This is a genomic window from Actinomyces vulturis (genome assembly GCF_001687305.1).
Classification (GTDB): domain Bacteria; phylum Actinomycetota; class Actinomycetes; order Actinomycetales; family Actinomycetaceae; genus Actinomyces; species Actinomyces vulturis.
The window spans coordinates 77,937-100,992 of record NZ_KV700386.1 but is presented as its reverse complement, the minus strand read 5'-3'; the positions used below and the strand labels follow the sequence as shown (position 1 = coordinate 100,992).

Genomic DNA, 23,056 nt, shown 5'->3' with positions numbered 1-23,056 from the left:
CAACCCACCCACGTCTTACCAGAACATTCAGCAAAACTGACGTAAGCTAAGTCTTTGTCCCCCTCCACGACGCTAATCGCCGCCCCTACCAAAGACACAATCCCTCACACGTGAGACAGTAGAACCATGTCAAGTACTTCCCCCTCCAAGACTCGCTCCACCTGGCAGCGCCAAGCTGTTGCTGATCTTCTTGCGCGAACCGAGAGTTTCCGCTCCGCTCAGCAGATTCACGCAGCACTCGACGCTGAAGGCACACGAGTAGGTTTGGCGACGGTCTACCGCAACCTACAGTCACTGGCTGACGCAGGCTTAGTTGACCAAGTGCGTAGCGATGACGGCGAAGTACTTTATCGACACTGTGACGACGATAAACATCACCACCATCTTGTGTGCCGTGAATGTGGGACAACCGTAGAAATTGCTGGAGATGCGTTCGAAACGTGGGTTAATACTGTCAGCACCGAGCACGGATTCACTGACGTTTCTCACACTGTTGAACTGTTCGGTCTATGCGGAGCATGCTCCGTATAGGCTGCTCATCACTCTGATTGATCAATCACCGCATCTTTCGCACCACCAAAGCGACGATCACGGCGAGCGTAGGCTTGGCATGCTTTCCACAAGTGGCGGCGATCAAAATCTGGCCAAGCAATATCGGAGAAGTAAAGTTCAGCGTAGGCCGATTCCCACATGAGGAAGTTTGAAGTACGTTGCTCTCCCCCGGTGCGGATCAGCAGGTCCACATCACGCATGGTGGGACTGTAGAGGTACTTGGCCAAGGTTTTTTCCGTAATGGATTCAGCCTTGAGACGACCTTCACGTACATCCATAGCCATGGCACGGGCAGCATCAGCGATTTCAGCGCGACCACCGTAGTTGATGCACATGTTCAATGTCATCGTAGTGTTATTTTTCGTCAGTTCTTCGGCAGTGTGCAGCTCTCTGAGCACGCTTTTCCATAGACGTGGAGTGCGTCCTACCCAGCGGACTTGAACTCCCCAGTCATTGAGATCATCACGTTGTTGACGCAGCACGGTCCGTGTAAAGCCCATGATGAAGCGGACTTCTGAAGGTGAGCGCTTCCAGTTTTCTGTAGAGAAGGCGTAGGCACTAAGTTCTTTGACGCCAAGTTCTACCGCCCCTGCCACTACGTCCATCAAGGTGGCTTCACCCACGCGATGGCCTTCGGTGCGTGGGAGACCCTGGGCATTAGCCCACCGTCCATTTCCATCCATGACTACGGCAACGTGTTGCGGAACAAGTTCCGCCGGGAGTGCTGGTGGTTGCGCTCCGCTTGGGTGCGGTGGTGGTGGTAGCGGACGGGAGTTTTCACTCATGGCTATGCCCTTTCGACGTAGCGCAATGAACTGAGTCGTTTTTCCATATGCCAGGTAACCCAGGCAGAAACTTCGTGCGAAGCGGCAAGCCGATCACGTGGATGCGAAGCATCAGCGTAAGCCCAGTCGCCGCTGAGCAAAGCACCAAGCAGTGTGGTAACAGTAGGGCCAACCTCATGTGCTCCAGCTGACTGGCAGTTCTCACATACAGCACCGCCACTGGACATGGAAAGACGCGTATGAGGACCGTGGACTCCGCACATCACGCAGGAGTGGAATGAGGGGGCCCATCCCGCCAGCGCCATAGCACGCAGGAGATAGGAGTCCATAATGAGACCAGGTTCGTGGCGGCGTCTTGTCAGTGCGGTGAGTGCTCCGATGAGGAGAAGGTATTGCTGAGGTGAGGATTCGTCGTCGATATCGGCACTCAGTTCGGTGATTCGCTCGGCTGCCTGGGCGATGGTGGAGGCGCAGGTGTACATGGCGTAATCGGAGCCGATCGTGCGTGCGAAAGGGTCCAAAGTTTCAACTTGGGTAACGATATCGAGATTGCGGCCTTTATGGAGTTGCACGTCAATCATGGAGAAGGGTTCCAGCCGTGCACCAAAACGTGAGGTGGTTTTACGTACACCTTTGGCTACTGCTCGGACTTGTCCGTGGTGACGTGTAAGGAGTACGAGAATTCGGTCTGCTTCACCTAACCGGTAGGTTCGCAAGACCACAGCCTCGTCTCGATACAACTTACTTGCCACGCGGTTAGTGTCTCATGTTTAAGGGACATGCTCCTAGTTCACTCGTCTGATGTGCTCAGGGTAAAAAGCCCTGTTCAGGACGCGAGGAATGGACCATCACGATGGGGTCATGTTCCCCACGTACAGAGCGATTTAGTGCAGAGATCACAGCGGCAAATGATGCTGTAGTGATGGATTTGTCGATTCCAACTCCCCACCACGTTTCTCCCCCGATTTCACATTCCACGTAGGCCGCTGCGTGGGCGTCACGCCCCTGTCCTAGTGCATGTTCGGAGTAGTCCAAGACTCTGATATTCCAGCCGATGAATTCGAGGCTGGCGATGAAAGCTTCAAGGGGGCCGTCTCCGGTGGCACGGGTTCTTACGCAGCCGAGTTCTTGACTGATTTCCGACGCCGTGGCCTGGTCATTGATGACATGGTCGCCATCGAGCACTGCTCTACTGGACGGGACTTGCGATGCTTCACGTGCGCACTCGGCGTCCGCTAGAACAGCGTCAACCCACCACAAGGCACCGTCATTACGTGAGGAAGTCATGGTATTGACCAAGCGATAGCGGCCCCACGGCTGGGCCATGCGTCCGCCGTCTGCAGGGATAAGTCCGGGTAAGTGTGCGTTAAGCCCTTGATGGGAGGGCATGTATTCATCAACGAAGAGACTCCACACTTCTGCCGCATCTAATTCACCCAGGTGCGAATCTGCATATCGCTGGACAACCCGCGAAAACTCCACTTGAAGTCGCCGAGGGATATCAATGTGAGCGTAACGATGAAGAAGGAAAGCAACGCCTGCTTTACCCGATTGTGCGTTGACACGAACTACGGCTTCGTAGGTACGGCCCACGTCATGGGGGTCAATGGGCAGGTAGGGCACGGTCCACGGAACGGATGCATCACGGCCACCGTTGGCTTGAACTTCTCGTGCTCTGTCAGCGAATCCTTTACGAATAGCATCTTGGTGTGAACCAGAAAAGGAGGTGTAGACCAGGTCACCAGCGTAGGGGGCGCGGGCGGGAACCTCAATAGAAGTGCATTCTTCCACTACCGAGCGCACACGGTCGATGGCGGAAAAATCAAGTTCGGGGTTAATACCTTGGCTGAGCAGGTTCAATGCCAAAGTCACGAGATCCACATTGCCTGTGCGTTCTCCATGCCCAAAGAGACAACCTTCAATACGGTCCGCACCAGCAAGCATGGCTAACTCGGCGGCTGCTACAGCACATCCACGATCATTATGAGGGTGGACAGACAAACAGAGACTGTCCCTATCAGCAAGGTTGGTGCTGATCCATTCCACATAGTCGGCAAATACGTTAGGGGTGGTGCGCTCGACCGTGGCAGGCAGATTGATAATGAGTTCGCCTTCTTGGCTGCGCCTCCAAGTACGAGCGACCTCGGAACAAATTCGCAAAGCGAATTCGGGTTCAGCATCCACCACAAGTTCGGGTGAGTATTCCAGGCCTACAGCCATGGATGGGTCAAGCACTTTTGCCACACGTGCGGCAATCATCTGGGTAGCATTTACTGCTAAGTCGCACACGTTGTCTTTGCTCATTCCAAAGACCATGCGACGAAACTGTGGGGAAATCGCGTTATAGACGTGAATAGTGGCTTGAGGAAGGCCATGAAGGCAATCGACTGTTTGGTTGATGAGGTCTTCGCGTGCCTGAGTCAAAACCGAAATAGTCACATCATCGGGCACTAGCGCACGATCAATGAGAGTGCGTATGAATCGCACGTCATTATCTGAAGCAGAGGGAAAACCCACCTCGATTTCTTTGAAGCCGCAGGCAACGAGTTCATTGAAAAGGAGCAATTTTTGGTCGGGGCTCATCGGGGTGATGAGGGATTGGTTACCATCACGCAGATCGGTACTCAACCAACGAGGGGCTTTCGTAAGTTGCCGGGAGGGCCATTGCCTGCTCGTGAGGGGTATTTGCTGCAATCCCAGTGGATTGCGGTACTTCTCATAGGGCATGGTACGCGGGGTGCGCGGTGATATAGCCGCGGACGGGGTATCACTTGTTGACCGTGGCATGGCACAACGATGTCCCTGAGCCTGAGTCATGGTGATGTCGTCTCCTCAACGCGTCGCACTCTAACGATGACGGGTGTGTTCCCGCCGAATTGCGCATCTAGTGTGTCAAAGAATATGCAGACGATGTGTGGAAATGGAAAGAGTGCTTCGTCCTAAGGCAAGCCTTACAGTTACTCTAAAAAACGCATAATCGTAAGAGAACACTACGCAGAAAACGTTAGGGGGCGGCCACATCGTGTGGCCGCCCCCCCCTGCACCATGTCAGGTGCGGTGGATTCAGTGCGTAGACCTTAGATAAGGTCGCGTGCAAGATCAAATGGCGTTCCGAAGCGGTGGTTAGTAATAGCAACGGACTGCTCGTGAACGAAGGGCAGCATTTCTGCGCGGCCACAACTCGTAACTTCGGCTGCGTAAACAGCTACATCAGGACTTCCCGATGTAGCGTCGCAGGTGCGCGCCCAGACTTCTTCATAGTCGGCACCGCGGGCGCTGATGACGCGGACTCGGGCTCCGAGTACACCGTCACTAACCATCGTAGCCAGGCGAGCGCGCCATGCGGAATCATTTTCGACAATAACCTCAACGTCAGCCTGTTCCATTGCAGCGCTCAGGCCCATAGGCAAAGCATCATTGACGCTCAGTGTCATGGGCGAATCAGTAAGAACACCAGCAGCAATGACGCGGGCGATGTCAACCACATGGGCGCCTTCTTCGGCGCGGACAACCACGTCGATGGGGCGGTAGCGCAGGATGTTGCGTTCGCAGGCGAGGTTGCTCTCGTCGATGGCCTGGCCGTAGTGGCTAGACCAGATGACAGAGTCCGAGGCAATGGAACGGTCGAAGAAGGCCAGTTCCAGATCATCGGTGTGCGGTGCCAATGCACTACGGATCTGGTCAACGAACGGATCAGGCTGAGCCACACCGTGGGTGGTGGGGCCGTGCTCGTCGTCGCGAACCATGTGGCCAAGGCCGAGGAGATAACTGGGGCCACCGGCCTTGGTGGTCGATCCGATGGCGCTTCGCTTCCAGCCACCAAAGGGCTGGCGGCGAACGATTGCACCGGTGATGGAGCGGTTGACGTAGAGGTTGCCTGCTTCAATGTTCTCAAGCCAAACGTCCAGCTCACGCTCATCAAGGGTGTGCAGACCACTGGTGAGGCCGTAGTCCACGTCGTTGACCACATTGATAGCTTCTTCCAGAGTGTCCACACGCATCACGCCCAGGACGGGTGCGAAGTATTCAGTGTGGTGGAAGTCGGAACCTGGGGTCACGCCTGCACGGATGCCAGGGCGCCACAATCCTCCTCCCAGGTATTTGGGGCGCAAGACCCAATGTTCCCCGTGGCCGAGTTCTTCCAGACCGCGGCGGGCCTTGGGATCATCATCCATCACCATGGGGCCAACCTGGACACTGAGGTCTTCAGGCTTACCGATACGCAAGGATGCGGTGGCATCCACCAGTTGACGGGCGATACGAGAACTGCGTCCTGCACTGGCCACAAGGATGAGCAAGGATGCTGCCGAGCACTTCTGACCGGCGTGGGCGAAAGCGGAGGCGACCACGTCACGGACGGCAAGATCGGGATCTGCTGATGGAGTGACGATGATGGCGTTTTTTCCAGAAGTTTCGCCCAGGAGAGGCAAATCCTTACGCCATGAACGGAACAACTGTGCCGTGTCGGTGGCTCCAGTAAGGATGACGCGTTCAACGTCAGGATGGACAATGAGTCGCTTGGACACATCAGAATCCGGAATGGGGGCTACGCGAAGAACGTCACGAGGAACTCCTGCATCCCAGAAGGCTTGGGCAAGTACCATGGCGCAGCGACGCACGGGAGGGGCCGGTTTGAGCACCACGGGACTTCCTGCGGCAAGGGCTGCTGCCACACCACCGGTGGGGATAGCGACGGGGAAGTTCCAGGGGGATGCCACCACTACAAGTTTGGAGGGCACGAAGCGCGCACCGTCAAGGCGTTCAAGTTCGAGCGCTCGTTGAGCATAATAGTGGCAGAAGTCCATCGCTTCGCTGACCTCGGGGTCACTCTGATCCAGGGTCTTTCCTGCTTCAGAAGCAGCCACCTCAAGGAGAGCAGCACGCATGAGCCCGAGGTTGACTCCGGCCTCATGGATGATGGCGGAGCGTTCTTTTGCCGGTTTGTTGGCCCAGTTCTCCCCAGCCTTACGCGTGGTATCAACGAGTTCGTCGATGGCTTCAATGGTGGAAAGGTCTTCTTCCGCCTTAGCAACCTCATCGACTCCCAGGGTGGAGGAAGCAATACGATCGGCAATCTCGCGTGCCCATGCCTGGTTAGCAGGAAGAGCTAAGTCAGTGTCAGCGGTGTTTTCGAAGTGCCATTGTCCGTTGAGTTGAACGGTTTCGCGGATTTCGTCAGCGGTTTCGTTGGCTCGATCCTGAGTGCGGTTAGGCGCGGGAATTTCTTCATCCACATCTGCCAGGGAGCCGAGGAAGCGGTTGCGCTCGCGGTTGAAAATGTTGTCATCCTTCGCCAAGTCGAACACGCCGCTCATGAAGTTTGTAGGCATAGCGTTTTCTTCAAGGCGACGTACCAGGTAAGCAATGGCCACATCGAATTCAGAAGGGCTAACCACAGGGACATAAAGCAGGAGGTGGCCCACGTCACGGCGAACAACTTCAGCTTGACCAGTGGCCATACCGGAGAGCATTTCGAATTCCACGTCATCGGCCACACCACGTGCCAGGGATAGTTCGCGGGCAAATGCCACATCAAAGAGGTTCTGACCTGCTACTCCCAGGCGAATATTCTTGGTACGTTCGGGACGCAGCGCCCAAGAAAGTACTCGCTTGTAGTTGGTATCAGTTGCCTGTTTGGAGGGCCAGGTGGTCAATTCCCAACCGTGAATTTCTGCATCGACTCGTTCCATAGCAAGGTTGGCACCTTTAACCAAGCGGACTTTAATGCGTGAACCGCCAGAGGCCACACGCTTTGCAGCCCAATCCTGAAGACGCTGCATGGCAGCCATCGTGTCAGGCAGGTAGGCCTGAAGCACAATACCGGCTTCGTAGTTCTTCAGATCGGGCTCATCAAGGATGTGCATAAACACATCGAGGGTGAGTTGGAGGTCTTTGTAATCCTCCATATCGAGGTTAAGGAAAGTGTTATTGTCGCGAGCAACGCGGTAAAGCGGTGCGAGTTGTTCCACGCCATGCTGGACAACTTCGTTAAAGCCCCAGGGATTATGAGGGCCAGTAACTGCAGAGACCTTGATGGAGACGTAATCAACGTCCTCACGACGAACCAGCCGTTCAACATCAGCCAGACGGCGTTCTGCTTCCGCTTCACCAAGTACGGCTTCACCCAGCAGGTTGACGTTAAGGCGATTACCGGTGGCGCGCAGGCGCGCCAATGCCGGACCAAGGGAGTCTTCAGTGGCATCAACAACCAGATCACCGACGAGTTCACGGAAGGTACGTCGTGCGATAGCAGCAGCAGCCTCAGGAGCGATACGTGAACCAACACCGCCAGCCTTCACAGCTGCGGCGAGGTAGGCAGGAAGGAAATCAGTGCGTCGCATGGACAGGCGGCGCAGTGCTTGACCAGCAACCTTAAGATCGACGGGACGCACCACGTCGTCAACGAAACGCGTGGTGAAGTCCAAACCTTCAGGGTCTGCCAGCACTCGGGAAAGTAACTGGGCACTCAGGGGTGTGGGTTGATGAACGGATTCATCAACCCATCCTCGAGCACGTTCAACAGCGCGCTGTCCCAGTTCCCACAGGTCATCTGGACAAGTGTGGGTGCTGGGCACGTCTGAGTAATCGGTCATTGCGGCCTCCTTGCGTGCACTGATCGAGCGAGTTCTTCACTATTGTGGGCCACAAGTCCCACTTTTGTCTCGCATCTAAGCAAAGATATAGTGACGTATCAGACTGTACCGCAAGTGTGACGGTAAATACTGCGAGAAAGAGTGGGTTCAAAATATAAAAAATCCGAGGTTTTAATCATTGAAAACCTCGGCTTGAGAGTGGGCGATACTGGGATCGAACCAGTGACCTCTTCCGTGTCAGGGAAGCGCGCTCCCGCTGCGCCAATCGCCCGAGCGGATGACGGGACTCGAACCCGCGACCCTCACCTTGGCAAGGTGATGCTCTACCAACTGAGCCACATCCGCGTTGCTTTCCCGTTTCCGGGTGCGCAGAGAAAACTAGCAGACTTTTTAGCCCAACATCAAACTGACTACGACAAATTGACCATGACCTCGCTCACGCTCTTGTGAAGGATAGAGATGTTTCGTATGTTCTCATCGCTATTACCTGCCGCGAGTAACCTAAACATGGCAATGTAGTGGGTATGCAGATTTGGCCTGGAGAACCCGCACCCCTCGGCGCTACTTTTGATGGCGCTGGCACGAACTTCGCTCTTTTTTCAAGCGCAGCCACCTCGGTGGAACTGTGTCTTTTCGATGAAAGCGGAGAAGAGACACGTGTTCCCCTCACCGAAGTTGATGGTGACGTTTGGCACGCCTATCTTCCGTCTGTCCGCCCTGGGCAGCATTACGGTTATCGTGTCCACGGCCCTTACGATCCTGCATCTGGTCACCGCTGTGACCCCTCAAAATTGCTCCTTGATCCCTACGCCAAAGCCATCACAGGCCAGGTTGAACCTTCAGAGTCTCTCTATTCCTACAGTTTCGCTGATCCTTCACAGCGTAATGAGACGGACTCAGCACAAGCCACCATGCGTTGTGTAGTGACCAGTCCCTATTTTGATTGGGGTCATGACCGTCCCCCTGCTCACCAGTATCACGAAACCATCATCTATGAGGCGCATGTCAAAGGCATGACTCAGTTAAATCCGCTGATTCCTGAGGAACTACGTGGCACCTATTCTGGGCTGGCTCAGCCCGCTGTCATTAATCATCTCAAGGAACTGGGAGTCACCGCTATCGAGCTGATGCCGGTGCACCAGTTCGTCAATGACACACATCTGCAAGAAAAAGGGCTGTCGAACTACTGGGGTTATAACACCATTGGTTTCTTTGCTCCTCACAACGGTTACGCACTGTCATGTTCTCAGGGCCAGCAGGTCCAAGAGTTCAAGGCTATGGTCAAGGCTTTCCACGAAGCCGATATCGAGGTCATTCTTGACGTGGTGTACAACCACACTGCTGAGGGGAACCATATGGGCCCCACTCTTTCCTTCCGTGGCATTGATAACGCCTCCTACTACCGTCTTGTCGACGGCGATCAGGCCCACTACTTCGATACCACCGGTACCGGCAATTCCCTTCTCATGCGTTCGCCTGCAGTGCTGCAGTTGATTATGGATTCATTGCGTTACTGGGTCACCGAGATGCATGTGGACGGTTTCCGTTTCGATCTTGCCTCAACGTTGGCTCGCCAGTTCCATGAAGTCGATAAACTCAGTGCTTTCTTCGACATCATCCATCAAGATCCGGTCCTCTCTCGCGTCAAACTTATTGCTGAGCCATGGGATGTTGGTGATGGTGGCTACAACGTTGGCGGTTTTCCTGCTTTGTGGAGTGAGTGGAACGGTAAGTACCGTGATACTGTCCGTGATTTTTGGCGCGGCGAGCCCTCCACCCTTGGCGAGTTCGCTTCTCGTATCACCGGTTCGTCAGATCTCTACCAGCACTCAGGTCGCACCCCTGTTGCCAGTGTGAACTTCGTGACCGCTCACGATGGCTTCACTATGGCTGACCTGGTCTCCTACAACCACAAGCACAATGAGGCTAATGGTGAAGGCGGCGCAGATGGCGAATCCAATAACCGTTCATGGAACTGTGGCGCTGAAGGCCCCACGGATGATGTTGCAGTGCTCGAACTACGCCAGCGGCAGATTCGTAACTTCTTAGCCACTATCCTCTTTAGCCAGGGCGTTCCGATGATCTGTCATGGTGATGAATTGGGTCGTACCCAGGGTGGTAATAACAACGTCTATTGCCAGGACAATGAGATCGCGTGGGTGGACTGGTCACTGAGTCCTGAAAGTGAGTCCTTGTTGGACTTCACCCGCAAGATGATGCATCTGCGCCGCAATCATCCTGTGCTGCGCCGACGTCGCTTCTTTGGTGGCGAGGCTGCTCACGGGGGTGAGTCTCGCCTGGGTGAGATTGAATGGTTGCGCCCCACCGGTGAGCGCATGACCGATGCAGATTGGGACACATGGTATGCCCGCGCCATGATGGTTTTCCTCAATGGCGATGCCATTAGTGAGCCTGGTGATCGCGGAGAAAAGATCGTTGATGATTCTTTCCTTGTCCTCATTAATGCCTCAGAAAATGACATCATCTTCACCATTCCTTCCACCCGTGTAGAGCGGACCTGGACCTTGGCTCTGACCACATCTCTTGATGGCGGGCAAGAAACATCTTTCACTTCTGGAGATGAAATCAAAGCCCAGGCTCGGTCCATGGTCTTCTTAACCACGCCCTCAGTTCCTGACCTTGAACCCAGCGAATCGATGACGGTTCCAGCCAAGGACATGACCAAGCAAGACCTCAATGAAGTTGACCCCACGGAAATTGGTGTCAATCAGGAGCATCACGATGCTGACAGTCCTGTCCATGAGCCTGTCAGTGTCATCAGCCAGGAGTCAGTTCAGGAGAACTAAATCATGACCACTCAGCCGGTCTATGCACCATGGTCGGGGCACGTTCCTGCCCCAGGGAAACGTACTCCTGTTACTATGTACCGACTGCAGTTAAATGCAGATTTCACTTGTGCTGATGCACAGAAAGTATTGCCGTATCTGACCGCGCTGGGGATTACGGATATCTACCTCTCCCCCGTGCTTCAGGCCGCACCGGGCTCCATGCATGGCTATGACGTAGTGGACCATTCGCGCATTAGTGAGTCGATTGGTGGGCGTAAAGCGCTCGAAGCCTTATGCGACGATGCTCATAAACGTGGTCTTGGCGTGGTGGTGGATATTGTCCCCAACCACATGGCTGTTCCTACCCCAGCCTGGCACAACCGTGCGCTGTGGTCTGTGATGCGTTTAGGCCCTGAGAGTCCCTACGCGAACTGGTTTGATTTAAGCCTCGATGAGCCGCTTCTCATGCCGATCCTCGGAGATCGTTTGGGGGATGTACTGGCTCGCGAAGAATTGGTTCTTGAACGCCGAAGTATTCCTTCTGAGAATGGTGAAGAACAGTGGGTTCTACGCTACTTTGACCATGTGTTCCCAGTTGCTCCTGGGACGGAATCGTTGCCAATTCATGTGCTGGTGGATAAGCAGCATTACCGTCTGGCGTACTGGAAAGTGGGCGATGAGGAACTGAACTACCGTCGCTTCTTCGATGTGGGGTCGCTCGCCGCTATCCGAGTAGAAATTCCTGAAGTTTTCAACGCCACCCACGCTCTCATTCTTGAGTTGGTGAACAGTGGCCATATTGATGCATTACGTGTAGATCATCCTGATGGTCTTGCTGATCCGGCTGGCTACATGGAGCGTTTATCTGAGGCAACAGGCGGCCTCTGGATTGCTGCCGAAAAGATTCTCGCTCCGCATGAGTCTTTGCCATCATCATGGCCGGTTGCTGGAACTACTGGCTATGACGTGTCCTGGCGTATTGACCAACTTCACTGCGATCCTGCGGGTGCCCTGCACCTGGGTGCAGTGATGAATGAGATCGCTGGTGACGCTCCTATTGACTATGAATCCGTGGTCGATGATGCTAAGCGTGAGGTGATTTCCTCATCTTTGTCCGCCGAGGTGGACCGCTTAGCTGGCCTTCTTCATGACGCGATGAGTGCGGATGTGCGTCTACGTGACCATACGGTACGTGACGTGCGCGCCTGCTTGGTGGAGTTGTTAGTTGCTGCCCGGCGTTACCGCGCTTACGTGCTTCCGAGCCAGGATGCGCCTACCGACGCCGTTCGCCTCCTTTCTGCTGATGCGGAGCGTGCCCGCGCTCATCTCGATGAGGATAGGTGGTCCACGCTCGACGTAGTAGTAGATCTGCTTTTGGGACAAGCCGTGGGCTCTGAGGGCCTCATGGATATGCCCAGCCGTACTGAGGCAGTAATTCGTTTCCAACAGGTTTGTGGTGCGGTCACCGCCAAGGGTGTGGAAGATACAGCCTTTTACCGCTGGACCCATCTGTGCTCTTTAACCGAAGTGGGCGGAGAACCAGAAGGCTTCGCTCTCATGAGCGATGAAGCCCATACGTGGGCAAAATCGATAGGACTCGCATGGCCTGCCACCATGGCTACGTCATCGACTCACGATACGAAGCGCGGTGAAGATGTCCGCGCCCGCATTAATGCATTGTCCTCGTTTGGACCTCAATGGATTCCGGTGGCTCGCGCTCTTGCCCAGGCACTTCGTGACCACGGCCTGAGTCCTGCTGTCAGTGGCCGCAGTATCAATCTAATGGTTCAGACTCTTGTGGGCACGTGGGCTCCTGATTCCCTCGATCCTATGACTCCTGATCGCTTAAGTGAGTACTTCATTAAGGCGGCTCGTGAGCAGAAAATGTGGACCGCATGGACTGCCCCTGATGAGGATGCTGAGCGTTCTGTGCGTCAGGCAGTTGAATCTGTGTTCACCGATGATGAGGTGATTCAGCATCTGAAAGACTGGGCTGAATTAACTGAAAAGACTGTCCGCACGATCGTTCTTAGCGCCAAGGCGATGGTGTTGACGTGGGTGGGTGTCAGTGACATTTACCAGGGCAGTGAAATCACGCGAACTTCCCTCGTAGACCCGGATAACCGTCGTGCCGTGGATTTCCAGGAGTTGTCCTCCATGTTGGAGGCGTTGGATTCGTCTCACCGTCCATCCTCCCTTGACGAAGAAAAATTGGCTCTCACTGCTGCATTGGTTCGATTGCGGGCTCGCCGCTGCGAAACTTTTGTAGGGTCTCGTTCAGGTTACGTTGCTCTTCCGGTCACTACATCTCATGCCTTCTCCTATGCACGCACCCGAGATGGTCAGGCTGATGTGGTGGTCATCATTGAACGCCTGTCCAAACGCCTGGATGAGGTACATGGATGGCAAGACCATAGAGTTGTCCTTCCTGATGGCCAGTGGCGAGTTGTTGTGGGCGCAAGTGTAGGACTGGGCTTTCAGCATGCAACCGATGTTTACGTTGACGGCGGGGATGTCCCGCTGGCTGTTTTAATGGATTCCAGCCCTGTCTGTGTTCTTGAGCGGATAACGGAGTAACCCCCTGATGACTACCTCTGCGCAGCAGTCTTCCGCCTGGCGATCTGTTCGCGAGGTATGCCCTGAAGTGGAGAGTTTCCTCCCCGAAAATCATCATTGGGTTGGCCCAGATGTTCCGTTATGGGCTCCTTATGCGGACAGTGTTGAGGTAGTCCTTCTAGATTGCGATGAGCAGTGGGCTATGGACTCTCATCCTGGTGGCTGGTGGGTCAGTTCCCGTGAACTTCCTTCTAGTCAGCGCTATATGTTCCGTTTGCATCGTCAGGGACATGATGATGTATTGCGTGGTGACCCTCGTGGTGCTGCTCATCCTGATGGTTCTGCTGGTGCAACCACTTGGTGGGATCCAGCAAGTTTCACCTGGACGGATCATGATTTCGCAGGGCGTGATGCTCTTGGCGCAGTGTTTTATGAACTACATATTGGCACCTTCACCAGTGAAGGAACTCTCGACGCGGCAATCACGAAATTACCGCATTTGGCTTCACTTGGCGTGGAAATGATTGAACTCATGCCCTTAGCTACATTCCCAGGAAATCGTGGCTGGGGCTATGACGGTGTGGGCCTCTATGCCGTTCATCCCTTCTACGGAGGGCCTGAAGCTTTAGTTCGATTCGTTGACGCTGCCCACCACTGCGGTATGGGAGTATGCCTGGACGTCGTTTTCAATCATCTTGGCCCTGCTGATAACTACCTGGCAGAGTTTGGCCCGTACTTTACCTCCAAGCATGAAACACCGTGGGGCCAGGCGGTGAACGTTGATGATGAGCACTGTGAAGGCATGCGAGGCTTCATCATCGAGGCCTGTCTACGCTGGTTCAACGACTTTCACATTGATGCTTTACGCCTTGACGCTATCCACGCCATTGAGGATTCCTCCGCTTCTCATATTTTGGCTGATCTCTCTCGCGCAGTAAGTTGCTTGCGTTCTCACTCTTCCCGTCCGATGCGTCTTGTGGCTGAATCAGATCTCAACGATATTGCTGTAATCACGCCAGTCGATGAACCTTTGACTGGTAAACACGTACGTCCTGCGTTGGGCATGGATGCTCAGTGGAATGATGACGTACACCACGCCATCCATGCACGATTCACCGGTGAAAGTGACGGCTACTACGGTGATTTTGCTGAACCTGGCGCTTTAGAAAAAACCTATGCACGTGCCTTCCTCCATGATGGTTCCTACTCCACCTTCCGCGGATCCTCATGGGGCACTCCTGTACCTACTGACATAGATCCTCGTCGATTCGTCGTGTGTTCCTCGAACCATGATCAGGTGGGTAACCGTGCTACGGGCGATCGTCCTTCTGAACAGCTCAGTGACGCCCAGTTGGCCGCTCAAGCCGCACTGATTCTCTTAGGTCCCTACACACCAATGATTTTCATGGGTGAAGAGTGGGGGACCCGAGTGCCATTTCAATTCTTCACCGATCATGCTCCAGAACTTGGACAGGCCATTACCGAAGGCCGTTCCCAGGAGTTCGCCTCACATGGCTGGGATGATCAGGTAGTTCCTGATCCACAAGCCGAATCGACGGCTATTCGCTCCACTCTCGATTGGAACGAGTGTTCTCAACCCCAGCACGTGGCAATGCTTCGCTGGTATCAGAAACTCATCACGATTCGGCGGAAATTTGCTCTCGCTGAGCACACTGAGTGGCCAACCATCACAGATAGCGACGGTGTGATTACCGTGGCTCACAGCGGGCTGCAGTTCATCATCAATACCGCCCTTGAGCCACGCCCCTTGCCCTCTGTTTTATCAATCAATAGTGTTCTGGTCTCATGGCCACTTGGATTGAGCGTGAATGAGGCAGTGCTAATGCCTGGTACGACTGTGGTGTTCGGCAAGCACTCGGCGTCGGAATAACTTCTCAACGCTATACAACAGCGATGACCACCTTTACGGCGTGGGATCCCAGGGCTTTCTCTCCTTCCCATTAGCCTGGAGAAGTGTCAGAAAAGACCATCACTGAGGGTGATATTCCCCCTAGTTTTGCCCGTGCTCTCCTGAGCATCCGTGATGCTCGACGCCCGAATGACGTGGTACTTGAGGAGATTCCCTCCCCCACACGCCTGGCTCCTTACACTGCCGCACTCAACGCCCAGACAGTCGCTGAAGATCAAGGCGTTTCCCTGGGAAGTGGTCGTTTCGTTATTCTTCACGACCCTGATGGTCAAGAGGCGTGGGGTGGCACCTATCGTCTCGTTGTCATGGTGAAAGCCAAAGTCGATCATGATATTGCTGTCGATCCCTGCTTGGGTGAAGTGGCGTGGTCATGGATGGCCGATGCACTGGAGTGTGCAGGTGCCGGATATCATCATCGGGTTGGAACAGTTACTCGGGTCATGTCCGAGACCTTCGGTGGCCTTGAGTTAAGCGATTCCTGCGCACACATCGAAATACGAGCTTCGTGGACTCCCGTCACTGATGATCTCACCCCTCACTGTGAGGCGTGGTTTGACCTCATTCGTGTGGCCTGTGGTCATGAGCCTGGACTAATTCATCCATTGCAACAAGGAGGAGAGCCTCGGTGAATACCCCCTCCCACCCGTCCCTCAAGACGTGGGGAACCACCGACAACCCTGTCGATCCTGATCTGGTCACCAAACTGAGCCACCCCACTATGGGTGTTCCCTCAGTGATCTCTACCGACGCAGGCCTGTCCTCTGCCGTCGCTGCACTCGCCTCCCAAAGTGGTGACCTTGCCGTTGATACCGAACGTGCCTCGGGATTCCGCTATGGACAAGATGCCTACCTCATTCAGTTACGTCGTGGGCACGGCCCCACGTATCTCATCGATCCTCGATCTCTGTCTGATTTGAGCCTGTTGTCTGATGCTCTTCAAGACTGCACGTGGATTCTTCATGCAGCTGACCAAGATCTTCCCTGTATGCGTGCTGTTGGGCTTGCGGCACCACGCCTCTTTGATACTGAACTGGCTGCACGCTTACTTAGCCGAAGTCGTGTGGGTCTGGGCCATGTGATCAAAGAGACCTTGGGATGGTCTTTAGCTAAAGAGCACCAGCAAGCTGATTGGTCCACGCGTCCCCTGCCATCGACGTGGTTAGCTTATGCTGCGCTTGATGTAGAACTGCTCGAAGAACTTCGTGATGCACTAACTGTCGAACTCGAGCAAGCCGGTAAATTGAAGTGGGCGGAGCAAGAGTTTGAACATGTGCGCACTGCTCCCCCGAAACCGGTTGATCCTGAGCCCTGGCGCAAGGTCCCGGGTTTTTCTTCGGTTCGTACCGACCGTGGTCGCGAAATCGTTAAACAACTTTGGACTGTTCGTGAAGAGATCGCTCAAGAGTTAGATGTCATTCCTCGTGTTGTTGTGGCTCATGAGGGACTCATTATGGCCGCTCAACAGCAGCCATCATCACGTAAGCAATTGGACCGCATTCGTTACTTCCATACCCGTACTGCTCGTCCATACTTGCAGCAGTGGTGGCAAGCGCTTGATCGTGCCATGAAGACTCCCCCGACGAGTCTTCCAACGAAGCGTGCCGTTCATCCGGAAGGGTATATTCCCAAACCTGTGTCATGGCATCGCCACCATGAAGATCGTTTTGAACGTCTGACTGTGGTGAAGTCCGTGGTTCAGGAGATTGCCAAGGAGATTAATGTCCCTCAGGAAAATGTCTTGGCGCCGGCAACGCAACGTGAATTGGCTTGGCGCTATCACGCCGGGGTAGACGTAGATGCCTTGTTAATCGGCGCTGATGTACGTCCCTGGCAGCGTGAATTGGTTTCACGGCGTCTGACTGATGCGCTACGCCAGCACGGGTAACTGACTTTTTCTTAACCTCATGATGGTTCATCATTCACTTCACTCTTTGATGAATCATCCCGCGTCCTCTTCTCACTCATCATCGTCACAAACAGGTAGTTACATAGAAACAAATCGGTTTATCGAACGCTGCCTCTTCATTGAGTAACGCACATGAGAACTATATAGCCACAACATCACTACTCAACAGCACTGGCCCCGCGGAGTTCCTCCGCGGGGCCAGTGCATATCAAAGTCGGGATTTTAGTGATGCAGTGCTCTAACAACACCTAATTCACTGTCAATAACAAAACGGATCTTCAGTCCGGTTCGCTCACCCTCAGGTTACTGTGAACCCGTGAGCACGGAACATTTCACGAACATGCTCGGTGTGCTCAGGAGTTGGGGGCAGAGTGTCACGCAGTGTGTAATTCAGACCCAGTGCATCCCACTTATCTGTGCCCATTTGATGAAATGGGAGTACCTCAAGTCGAGTAACGCTTTCCCCCCAACGCTTAACAATCTCAGCAACTGCTTCAATGTTATCTTCCGCATCGCTTAAGCCAGGGACAAGCACGAAACGTGCCCAGATCTCAATGCCTTTAGCGGCGAGGCGATCACCAAAGTCGATGGTGGGTTGCAATTCGCGTCCGGTAACTTCCTTGTAAGTCTCAGGAAGGCCAGATTTCACGTCGAGCAGGACCAGGTCCACATCGTCAAGCATCTCATCGGTTGCTGCTGCACCGAGGAAACCTGAGGTGTCCAGAGCAGTGTGAATTCCCATCTCCTTTGCTCCACGCAGAAGTGTGCGAGCAAAAGCTGGCTGCATCAGCACTTCTCCACCACTGAGCGTAATACCACCCTTGGTGGCGCGGAAAAGGTTCTTGTAGCGACGCATACGCCGAAGCAATTCTTCCGCTTCAATAGGCTCCCCATCCTTCATATTGAAGGTATCGGGGTTGTGGCAGTACTGACACCGTAGGGGGCATCCGGATAAAAAGATGGTCATGCGTGTACCAGGGCCATCCACTGCGGTGACTAGTTCCCAGGAGTGAATGGAGCCAAGGGTTCCTTCACGCATGCGCTTGAGGCGGTCAGAACGCTCAATGTCTGACAGTTCAGCCAGACCTGCGGTTCCACCGCCGCGCAAACGGGCCGCCGGGGCCAGGAAATCCTGGTCCCGGCGGCTACCGTCCATGCTTGGCATGGTCTCAGTCATATGACTGTGTGCGTGACGCGATCAGCGTCAGGCGTTGTTGTGGAAGGTACGAGCCAGAACGTCCAACTGCTGCTCACGGGTGAGCTTCACGAAGTTCACGGCGTAGCCGGAAACGCGGACAGTCAAGTTAGGGTACTTCTCAGGGTGATCAATGGCATCCTCGAGGGTGGCGCGATCAAGCACGTTGATGTTTGCGTGGTAGAGACCCTTGGTGGTGGTCTTCTCTGCACGGTTGGCCTTCATGGACTCCAGGCGCTCTTCGAAAGTAACAGCCATGTTCTTTTCCTTTTGTGTCAATGGGGTTGAGTGACTAGTCGGTGAGGACGTTTGCTTAGCAGCAGCAGTTCTCATCAGGGATGAAGCCGGCGTCCAAGATGCCGACAAGGTTCGCTACCTGCTCGTCCTTCGTACGACCAAGACCAGAGGGCGTGATCGTGTTGGTCAGAGAGATACCGTCGAGGGCGTCGTCATAGTCGAGTTTGCCGACGCTGAGCATGGAAGCAACCATGCCGTGGGTGTCCATACCGTTTTCAGGGTTGGCACCAGGAGAGAAGGGAGTGCCCTTCTTGTGGCCCGAGGGGAATGAACCAGTTGCCTTGCCGTAAACCACGTTCGACGTAATGGTTAGGACGGACTGGGTGGGGATGGCGTCACGGTACATGGGGATCGCACGGATCTTGCTCATGATGGTGTGAACCACGGTTGCAGCAATATCGTCGGCGCGGTCGTCGTCGTTACCGTAGACGGGGAAGTCACCTTCGGTGACGTAATCAACCACGAGGCCGGTCTCGTCACGGACAGGGGTGACCTTTGCATACTTGATAGCGGCCAGGGAGTCAGCCACGATGGACAGACCTGCGATACCGCAGCCCATGGTGCGGACGATTTCGGAATCGTGCAGCGCCATTTCGATGGACTCGTATGCGTAACGGTCGTGGCAGAAGTGGATGATATTGAGGGCCTCAACATAGGTGCCCACAACCCAGTCCAGTATGTCTTCGTACTTGGCCCAGACCTCATCGAAGTCCAGAGGGCCGTCACCTTCAATGCCCGTCATACCTTCAACAACCTGCTTGCCGCTCATTTCGTCACGGCCACCGTTGATGGCGTAGAGGAGAGCCTTAGCAGCATTGACGCGTGCGCCGAAGAACTGCATCTGCTTACCCACGCGCATGGGGGAAACGCAGCATGCGATGGCTGCGTCGTCGCCCCAGTGCTCGCGAATCTGAGGATCAGATTCGTACTGGATGGATGAAGTCTCGATAGAGATGGCTGCGCAGAATTCCTTGTAGCCAGCGGGGAGGTTCTCATCCCAGAAGATGGTGATGTTCGGCTCGGGTGCGGGGCCAAGGTTGCGCAGAGTCTGCAAGAGACGGAATGCGGTCTTGGTGACCAGGGTACGACCATCTTCACCGAAACCAGCATCTGACCAGGTTGCCCAGTAGGGGTCACCGGAGAAGATTTGGTCGTAATCGATGGTGCGCAGGAATCGCACGATGCGGAGCTTCATGACGAGGTTATCGATGAGTTCCTGTGCATCGGATTCGGTGATGGTACCTGCAGCAAGGTCGCGCTCGAAGTAGGTATCGAGGAATGCGGAGAGGCGGCCAATGCTCATGGCGGCGCCGTCCTGGCTCTTGACAGATGCCAGGTAAGCGAAGTAGGTCCACTGAACTGCTTCACGGGAGTTAGCGGCAGGGCGGCCAATGTCGAATCCGTAAGACTCGGCCATAACCTTGAGTTTCTTCAGAGCCTTGATCTGCTCAGAGTGTTCTTCGCGGAAACGTGCCCAGTGCTCGGAGAAGGGCTTGTCTGCAACAGAGTCCTTGTCCTTCTGCTTGTCGGCGATGAGGCGGTCAACGCCGTAGAGGGCAACGCGGCGGTAATCACCGATGATGCGGCCACGACCGTAGGCATCGGGAAGACCGGTGATGATGTGGGAGGAACGTGCTGCGCGAATACGGGGGGTGTAGATATCGAAAACAGCGTCGTTGTGAGTTTTGCGGTAACGGGTGAAGATCTTCTTCACATCGGCGTTAACCTCTTTACCGGCTTCCTTGATAGCGGTTTCCACCATGCGCCAACCACCGTTGGGCATCATGGCGCGCTTGAGAGGAACATCGGTCTGAAGGCCGACGACAACATCGTCATCTTCGGAGATGTACCCAGGTCCGAAGGCATCAATGTCAGCGGGAGTGTCGGTGTCGACGTCGTACACGCGACGAGCACGCTCTTCACTCAGGTACTTCTGCTCAAGGGTGTCCCAGAGACGAAGAGTCTTGTCCGTTGCACCAGCCAAGAAGGAAGCATCTCCTTCGTAAGGCGTGTAGTTGCGCTGGATAAAGTCGCGAACGTCAATTTCTTCCTGCCAAGGGCCAGGGGTGAACCCTTCCCAGGCATCGCTCGTGGAGCCCTGTTCAGCGGTGGCGTTTGCCTTGACCTCAGTGGTCATCCGTTTGCCTCCTGTGGTGGGTGGCAATTGGCCACCCGGATTGCTTTTCGCACACTGGGGAAGTGGGCGAGGCGGTACGTCGTTGCGCCGTCAGTTCCTAGCCTAAGGGGGCCTAAAGTCCGGTGGGCCAAGTCGGCACAGAAAAGCCGGTGGCATCACTCACAAGTGTGAGTGGCAGGAGACAAAAGAGGGACTTAAGTCCCACATTAGTGGGGCTAATGATATGCGTTTCTCAGTTCTCGTAGCCCAGAGATTTCACAATGGAATCAGCGGTCATTCCGAAACGTTCAAGCAAATCGTCACGGTTATCTGTTTCAATGAATTCTCGTGGAATACCCACGCGACGGATCATCGGAATCACGCGATTTTTCCCACTCCAGAGCCATGTTTCCAAGGCCTCACGAATGCCAGTTCCTACTCCACCGTCAACCACGCCGTCTTCAATAGTGACCACAAGGTCAGCATCAGCACAGAGTTCTACGAGGCGATCATTGACAGGAATAACCCACCTAGGGTCAACAACAATCACCTGTTCGCCATAGGCATCAAGGCGCTGCCCCACGTCAACAGCAGTGCGAGCCATCGCTCCAACTCCCACAATCACAATGCGACGTACGTCAGGGCACTGGGGTGAGTGTGCGGCATCCGATACGTTCTCCACCTCGGATTCGTACAAAATATCAAGACCACCATCACGGCGTAGCGCAGGCAATGCCACAGGAATCTCGCCCTTGGGATAACGAATGACAGTGGGGGCATCGTCCACAGCAACTGCTTCATCGAGTTGCTCGCGTAGCGTCGCTTCATCACGCGGGGCAGCTAACTGCAGCCCAGGAACCACACGCAACATGACCATGTCCCACTGCCCATTGTGGCTAGGACCATCCGAACCGGTGATTCCGGCGCGATCAAGAACGATAGTGACTCCCGCACGATGAAGTGCCACATCCATGAGCACCTGATCGAAGGCACGATTCAAAAACGTGGCATACAGAGCCACTACGGGGTGCAGCCCTGCAAAAGCCATGCCTGCTGCAGATGTTAAGGCGTGTTGCTCGGCAATACCCACGTCCACAACGCGATCAGGGTATTTCTCTGCTAACGGCCCCAAACCAACAGGACGTAACATCGCTGCGGTCAGACCAACGATCTTCGGATTAGCGTCAGCTAGTTCAACAATCTTATCCGCGAACACGCTCGTCCAACCGAATCGTGACGGCACTACAGGAAGACCAGTTTCGGGATGAATTTTGCCCACAGCATGGAAACGATCAGCTGAGTCTTCCTCAGCAGGGGTGTATCCGCGTCCCTTTTGAGTGATGACGTGAACAATAACAGGAGATTCGTACTCGCGAGCACGACGCAGCGCTGCTTCAACTGCTTCCTCATCATGCCCGTCAATGGGGCCGGTGTACTTGATACCTAAGTCTTCAAAGAATGCTGATGGAACAAGGACATCTTTAAGACCACGCTTTAGTCCATGCAAAGCGTCAAATGCTGCACGGCCAGGGGCACCCTGAGACTGGAGTGTGCGCTTGATCGTGGCGAGCATACGCTCATAACCAGGGTTAGTACGCAAAGCATCCAGGTGATGGGCTAAGCCACCGATGGTTGGGGCATAGGAGCGGCCATTGTCGTTAACAACGATGACCACATGCTGGTCACGGCGTTCAGCAATGTTGTTCAACGCTTCCCATGCCATGCCGCCAGTCATCGCGCCGTCACCAATTACGGCAACCGTATGGCGGCGACACTGTCCTTGCACGTCGTAGGCATAAGACACTCCGTCTGCCCAAGACAGCGCGGTCGAAGCATGGGAATTTTCTACGACGTCATGCTCAGACTCAGAGCGTGACGGATAGCCAGATAGTCCCCCCGGTTGACGCAACGTAGTGAAATCATTGCGTCCAGTAAGGAGTTTATGAACATAAGCCTGGTGGCCAGTATCAAAAATCAGGGTGTCCGTGGGGGAATCGAAAACTCGGTGCAGAGCAATGGTCAACTCAACCACGCCAAGGTTAGGCCCTAGGTGACCACCAGTCTGAGAAACAGAAGAAACAAGATAGTTGCGAATCTCTTCGATGAGCTGAGCAATCTGTGTGGAGGTCATCGCTTTGAGATCCTGTGGACCGCGCACAGATTCCAGCAAAGTCACGCGATTTCCCCTTCCCACATCACTATCTGTTCGTGATCGTGAAACCCCATCATAGTGCCCCAAGGCCTTCTCGCCACCATCAACAGCATTTTCTCTCCGTGCCCACACAAATTTCCCACAAATCTCCGGGGACAACGTAGGCTAAGGCCTATCGCATATAT

General features: G+C 54.6%; 14 protein-coding genes and 2 tRNA genes. 6 read left to right on the top strand and 10 right to left on the bottom strand.

Features of this window, described 5'->3' with window-relative positions; genetic code table 11:
• The first annotated feature begins 126 nt into the window (after window positions 1-126).
• On the top strand, window positions 127-531 hold the full coding sequence (locus tag A9753_RS03765; RefSeq protein WP_067780601.1) for a Fur family transcriptional regulator: 405 nt from the start codon (window positions 127-129) through the stop codon (window positions 529-531).
• Between the two features lie 8 nt (window positions 532-539).
• Here the strand turns inward: A9753_RS03765 and A9753_RS03760 are convergent, their stop codons facing one another.
• From A9753_RS03760 to A9753_RS03735, 6 genes are all read right to left on the bottom strand, one after another.
• Window positions 540-1,337, bottom strand: a complete 798-nt coding sequence (locus tag A9753_RS03760; protein ID WP_067780600.1) for an isoprenyl transferase — start codon at window positions 1,335-1,337, stop codon at window positions 540-542.
• A 2-nt stretch (window positions 1,338-1,339) separates the two neighbouring features.
• The gene (recO, locus tag A9753_RS03755) at window positions 1,340-2,089 is read right to left on the bottom strand and encodes a DNA repair protein RecO (protein WP_067780599.1); all 750 of its coding nucleotides are present in this window, start codon (window positions 2,087-2,089) and stop codon (window positions 1,340-1,342) included.
• Between the two features lie 55 nt (window positions 2,090-2,144).
• Window positions 2,145-4,064 carry a 2-isopropylmalate synthase gene (locus A9753_RS03750; RefSeq protein ID WP_089024731.1) on the bottom strand — a complete coding sequence of 640 codons (1,920 nt, stop codon included), beginning with the start codon at window positions 4,062-4,064 and terminating at the stop codon, window positions 2,145-2,147.
• A 350-nt stretch (window positions 4,065-4,414) separates the two neighbouring features.
• Complete coding sequence (locus A9753_RS03745; RefSeq protein WP_067780594.1) at window positions 4,415-7,930, bottom strand: proline dehydrogenase family protein; 3,516 nt, start codon at window positions 7,928-7,930, stop codon at window positions 4,415-4,417.
• Window positions 7,931-8,129: 199 nt separating this feature from the next.
• Window positions 8,130-8,201 (bottom strand) — tRNA-Val (locus tag A9753_RS03740).
• 1 nt (window position 8,202) lies between these two features.
• Window positions 8,203-8,275: transfer RNA gene (locus A9753_RS03735), tRNA-Gly, on the bottom strand.
• A 179-nt stretch (window positions 8,276-8,454) separates the two neighbouring features.
• Between A9753_RS03735 and glgX the strand changes: the two genes are divergently transcribed.
• The 5 genes from glgX to A9753_RS03710 all read left to right on the top strand — a co-directional run bounded on the left by glgX (window position 8,455) and on the right by A9753_RS03710 (window position 17,090).
• On the top strand, window positions 8,455-10,737 hold the full coding sequence (glgX, locus tag A9753_RS03730) for a glycogen debranching protein GlgX (protein WP_083090277.1): 2,283 nt from the start codon (window positions 8,455-8,457) through the stop codon (window positions 10,735-10,737).
• Window positions 10,738-10,740: 3 nt separating this feature from the next.
• Entirely contained in the window at window positions 10,741-13,296 is a 2,556-nt protein-coding gene (gene treY / locus A9753_RS03725; protein ID WP_067780591.1) for a malto-oligosyltrehalose synthase, read from the top strand.
• Between the two features lie 7 nt (window positions 13,297-13,303).
• Window positions 13,304-15,166: a malto-oligosyltrehalose trehalohydrolase gene (gene treZ, locus A9753_RS03720; protein WP_083090276.1), complete on the top strand. Its 1,863-nt coding sequence runs from the start codon at window positions 13,304-13,306 to the stop codon at window positions 15,164-15,166.
• A gap of 83 nt (window positions 15,167-15,249) precedes the next feature.
• Entirely contained in the window at window positions 15,250-15,834 is a 585-nt protein-coding gene (locus tag A9753_RS03715) for a DUF3000 domain-containing protein (protein ID WP_067780588.1), read from the top strand.
• Complete coding sequence (locus A9753_RS03710; protein ID WP_245637354.1) at window positions 15,831-17,090, top strand: HRDC domain-containing protein; 1,260 nt, start codon at window positions 15,831-15,833, stop codon at window positions 17,088-17,090. Before A9753_RS03715 ends, A9753_RS03710 begins: the two co-directional genes overlap by 4 nt.
• 319 nt (window positions 17,091-17,409) lie before the next feature.
• Here the strand turns inward: A9753_RS03710 and pflA are convergent, their stop codons facing one another.
• The 4 genes from pflA to dxs all read right to left on the bottom strand — a co-directional run bounded on the left by pflA (window position 17,410) and on the right by dxs (window position 22,895).
• Window positions 17,410-18,288, bottom strand: coding sequence for a pyruvate formate-lyase-activating protein (gene pflA, locus A9753_RS03705; RefSeq protein WP_067780586.1), 879 nt, complete (start codon window positions 18,286-18,288; stop codon window positions 17,410-17,412).
• A gap of 27 nt (window positions 18,289-18,315) precedes the next feature.
• Window positions 18,316-18,639, bottom strand: coding sequence for an autonomous glycyl radical cofactor GrcA2 (gene grcA2, locus A9753_RS03700; RefSeq protein ID WP_083090275.1), 324 nt, complete (start codon window positions 18,637-18,639; stop codon window positions 18,316-18,318).
• Complete coding sequence (locus A9753_RS03695) at window positions 18,620-20,740, bottom strand: pyruvate formate lyase family protein (RefSeq protein ID WP_067780580.1); 2,121 nt, start codon at window positions 20,738-20,740, stop codon at window positions 18,620-18,622. The genes grcA2 and A9753_RS03695 overlap by 20 nt, the downstream gene beginning before the upstream one ends.
• 232 nt (window positions 20,741-20,972) lie before the next feature.
• Window positions 20,973-22,895 (bottom strand): 1-deoxy-D-xylulose-5-phosphate synthase, encoded by a 1,923-nt coding sequence (dxs, locus tag A9753_RS03690; RefSeq protein WP_083090274.1) that lies wholly within the window; start codon window positions 22,893-22,895, stop codon window positions 20,973-20,975.
• Window positions 22,896-23,056 lie beyond the last annotated feature (161 nt).

Excerpts from the sequence above, each read along its gene's own strand:
- A9753_RS03695 (WP_067780580.1), bottom strand. The coding sequence starts at position 20,740 with ATGACCACTGAGGTCAAGGCAAACGCCACCGCTGAACAGGGCTCCACG.
- glgX (WP_083090277.1), top strand. The coding sequence starts at position 8,455 with ATGCAGATTTGGCCTGGAGAACCCGCACCCCTCGGCGCTACTTTTGAT.
- A9753_RS03765 (WP_067780601.1), top strand. The coding sequence starts at position 127 with ATGTCAAGTACTTCCCCCTCCAAGACTCGCTCCACCTGGCAGCGCCAA.
- pflA (WP_067780586.1), bottom strand. The coding sequence starts at position 18,288 with ATGACTGAGACCATGCCAAGCATGGACGGTAGCCGCCGGGACCAGGAT.
- treZ (WP_083090276.1), top strand. The coding sequence starts at position 13,304 with ATGACTACCTCTGCGCAGCAGTCTTCCGCCTGGCGATCTGTTCGCGAG.
- A9753_RS03750 (WP_089024731.1), bottom strand. The coding sequence starts at position 4,064 with ATGCCCTATGAGAAGTACCGCAATCCACTGGGATTGCAGCAAATACCC.
- grcA2 (WP_083090275.1), bottom strand. The coding sequence starts at position 18,639 with ATGAGAACTGCTGCTGCTAAGCAAACGTCCTCACCGACTAGTCACTCA.
- treY (WP_067780591.1), top strand. The coding sequence starts at position 10,741 with ATGACCACTCAGCCGGTCTATGCACCATGGTCGGGGCACGTTCCTGCC.
- A9753_RS03760 (WP_067780600.1), bottom strand. The coding sequence starts at position 1,337 with ATGAGTGAAAACTCCCGTCCGCTACCACCACCACCGCACCCAAGCGGA.
- A9753_RS03745 (WP_067780594.1), bottom strand. The coding sequence starts at position 7,930 with ATGACCGATTACTCAGACGTGCCCAGCACCCACACTTGTCCAGATGAC.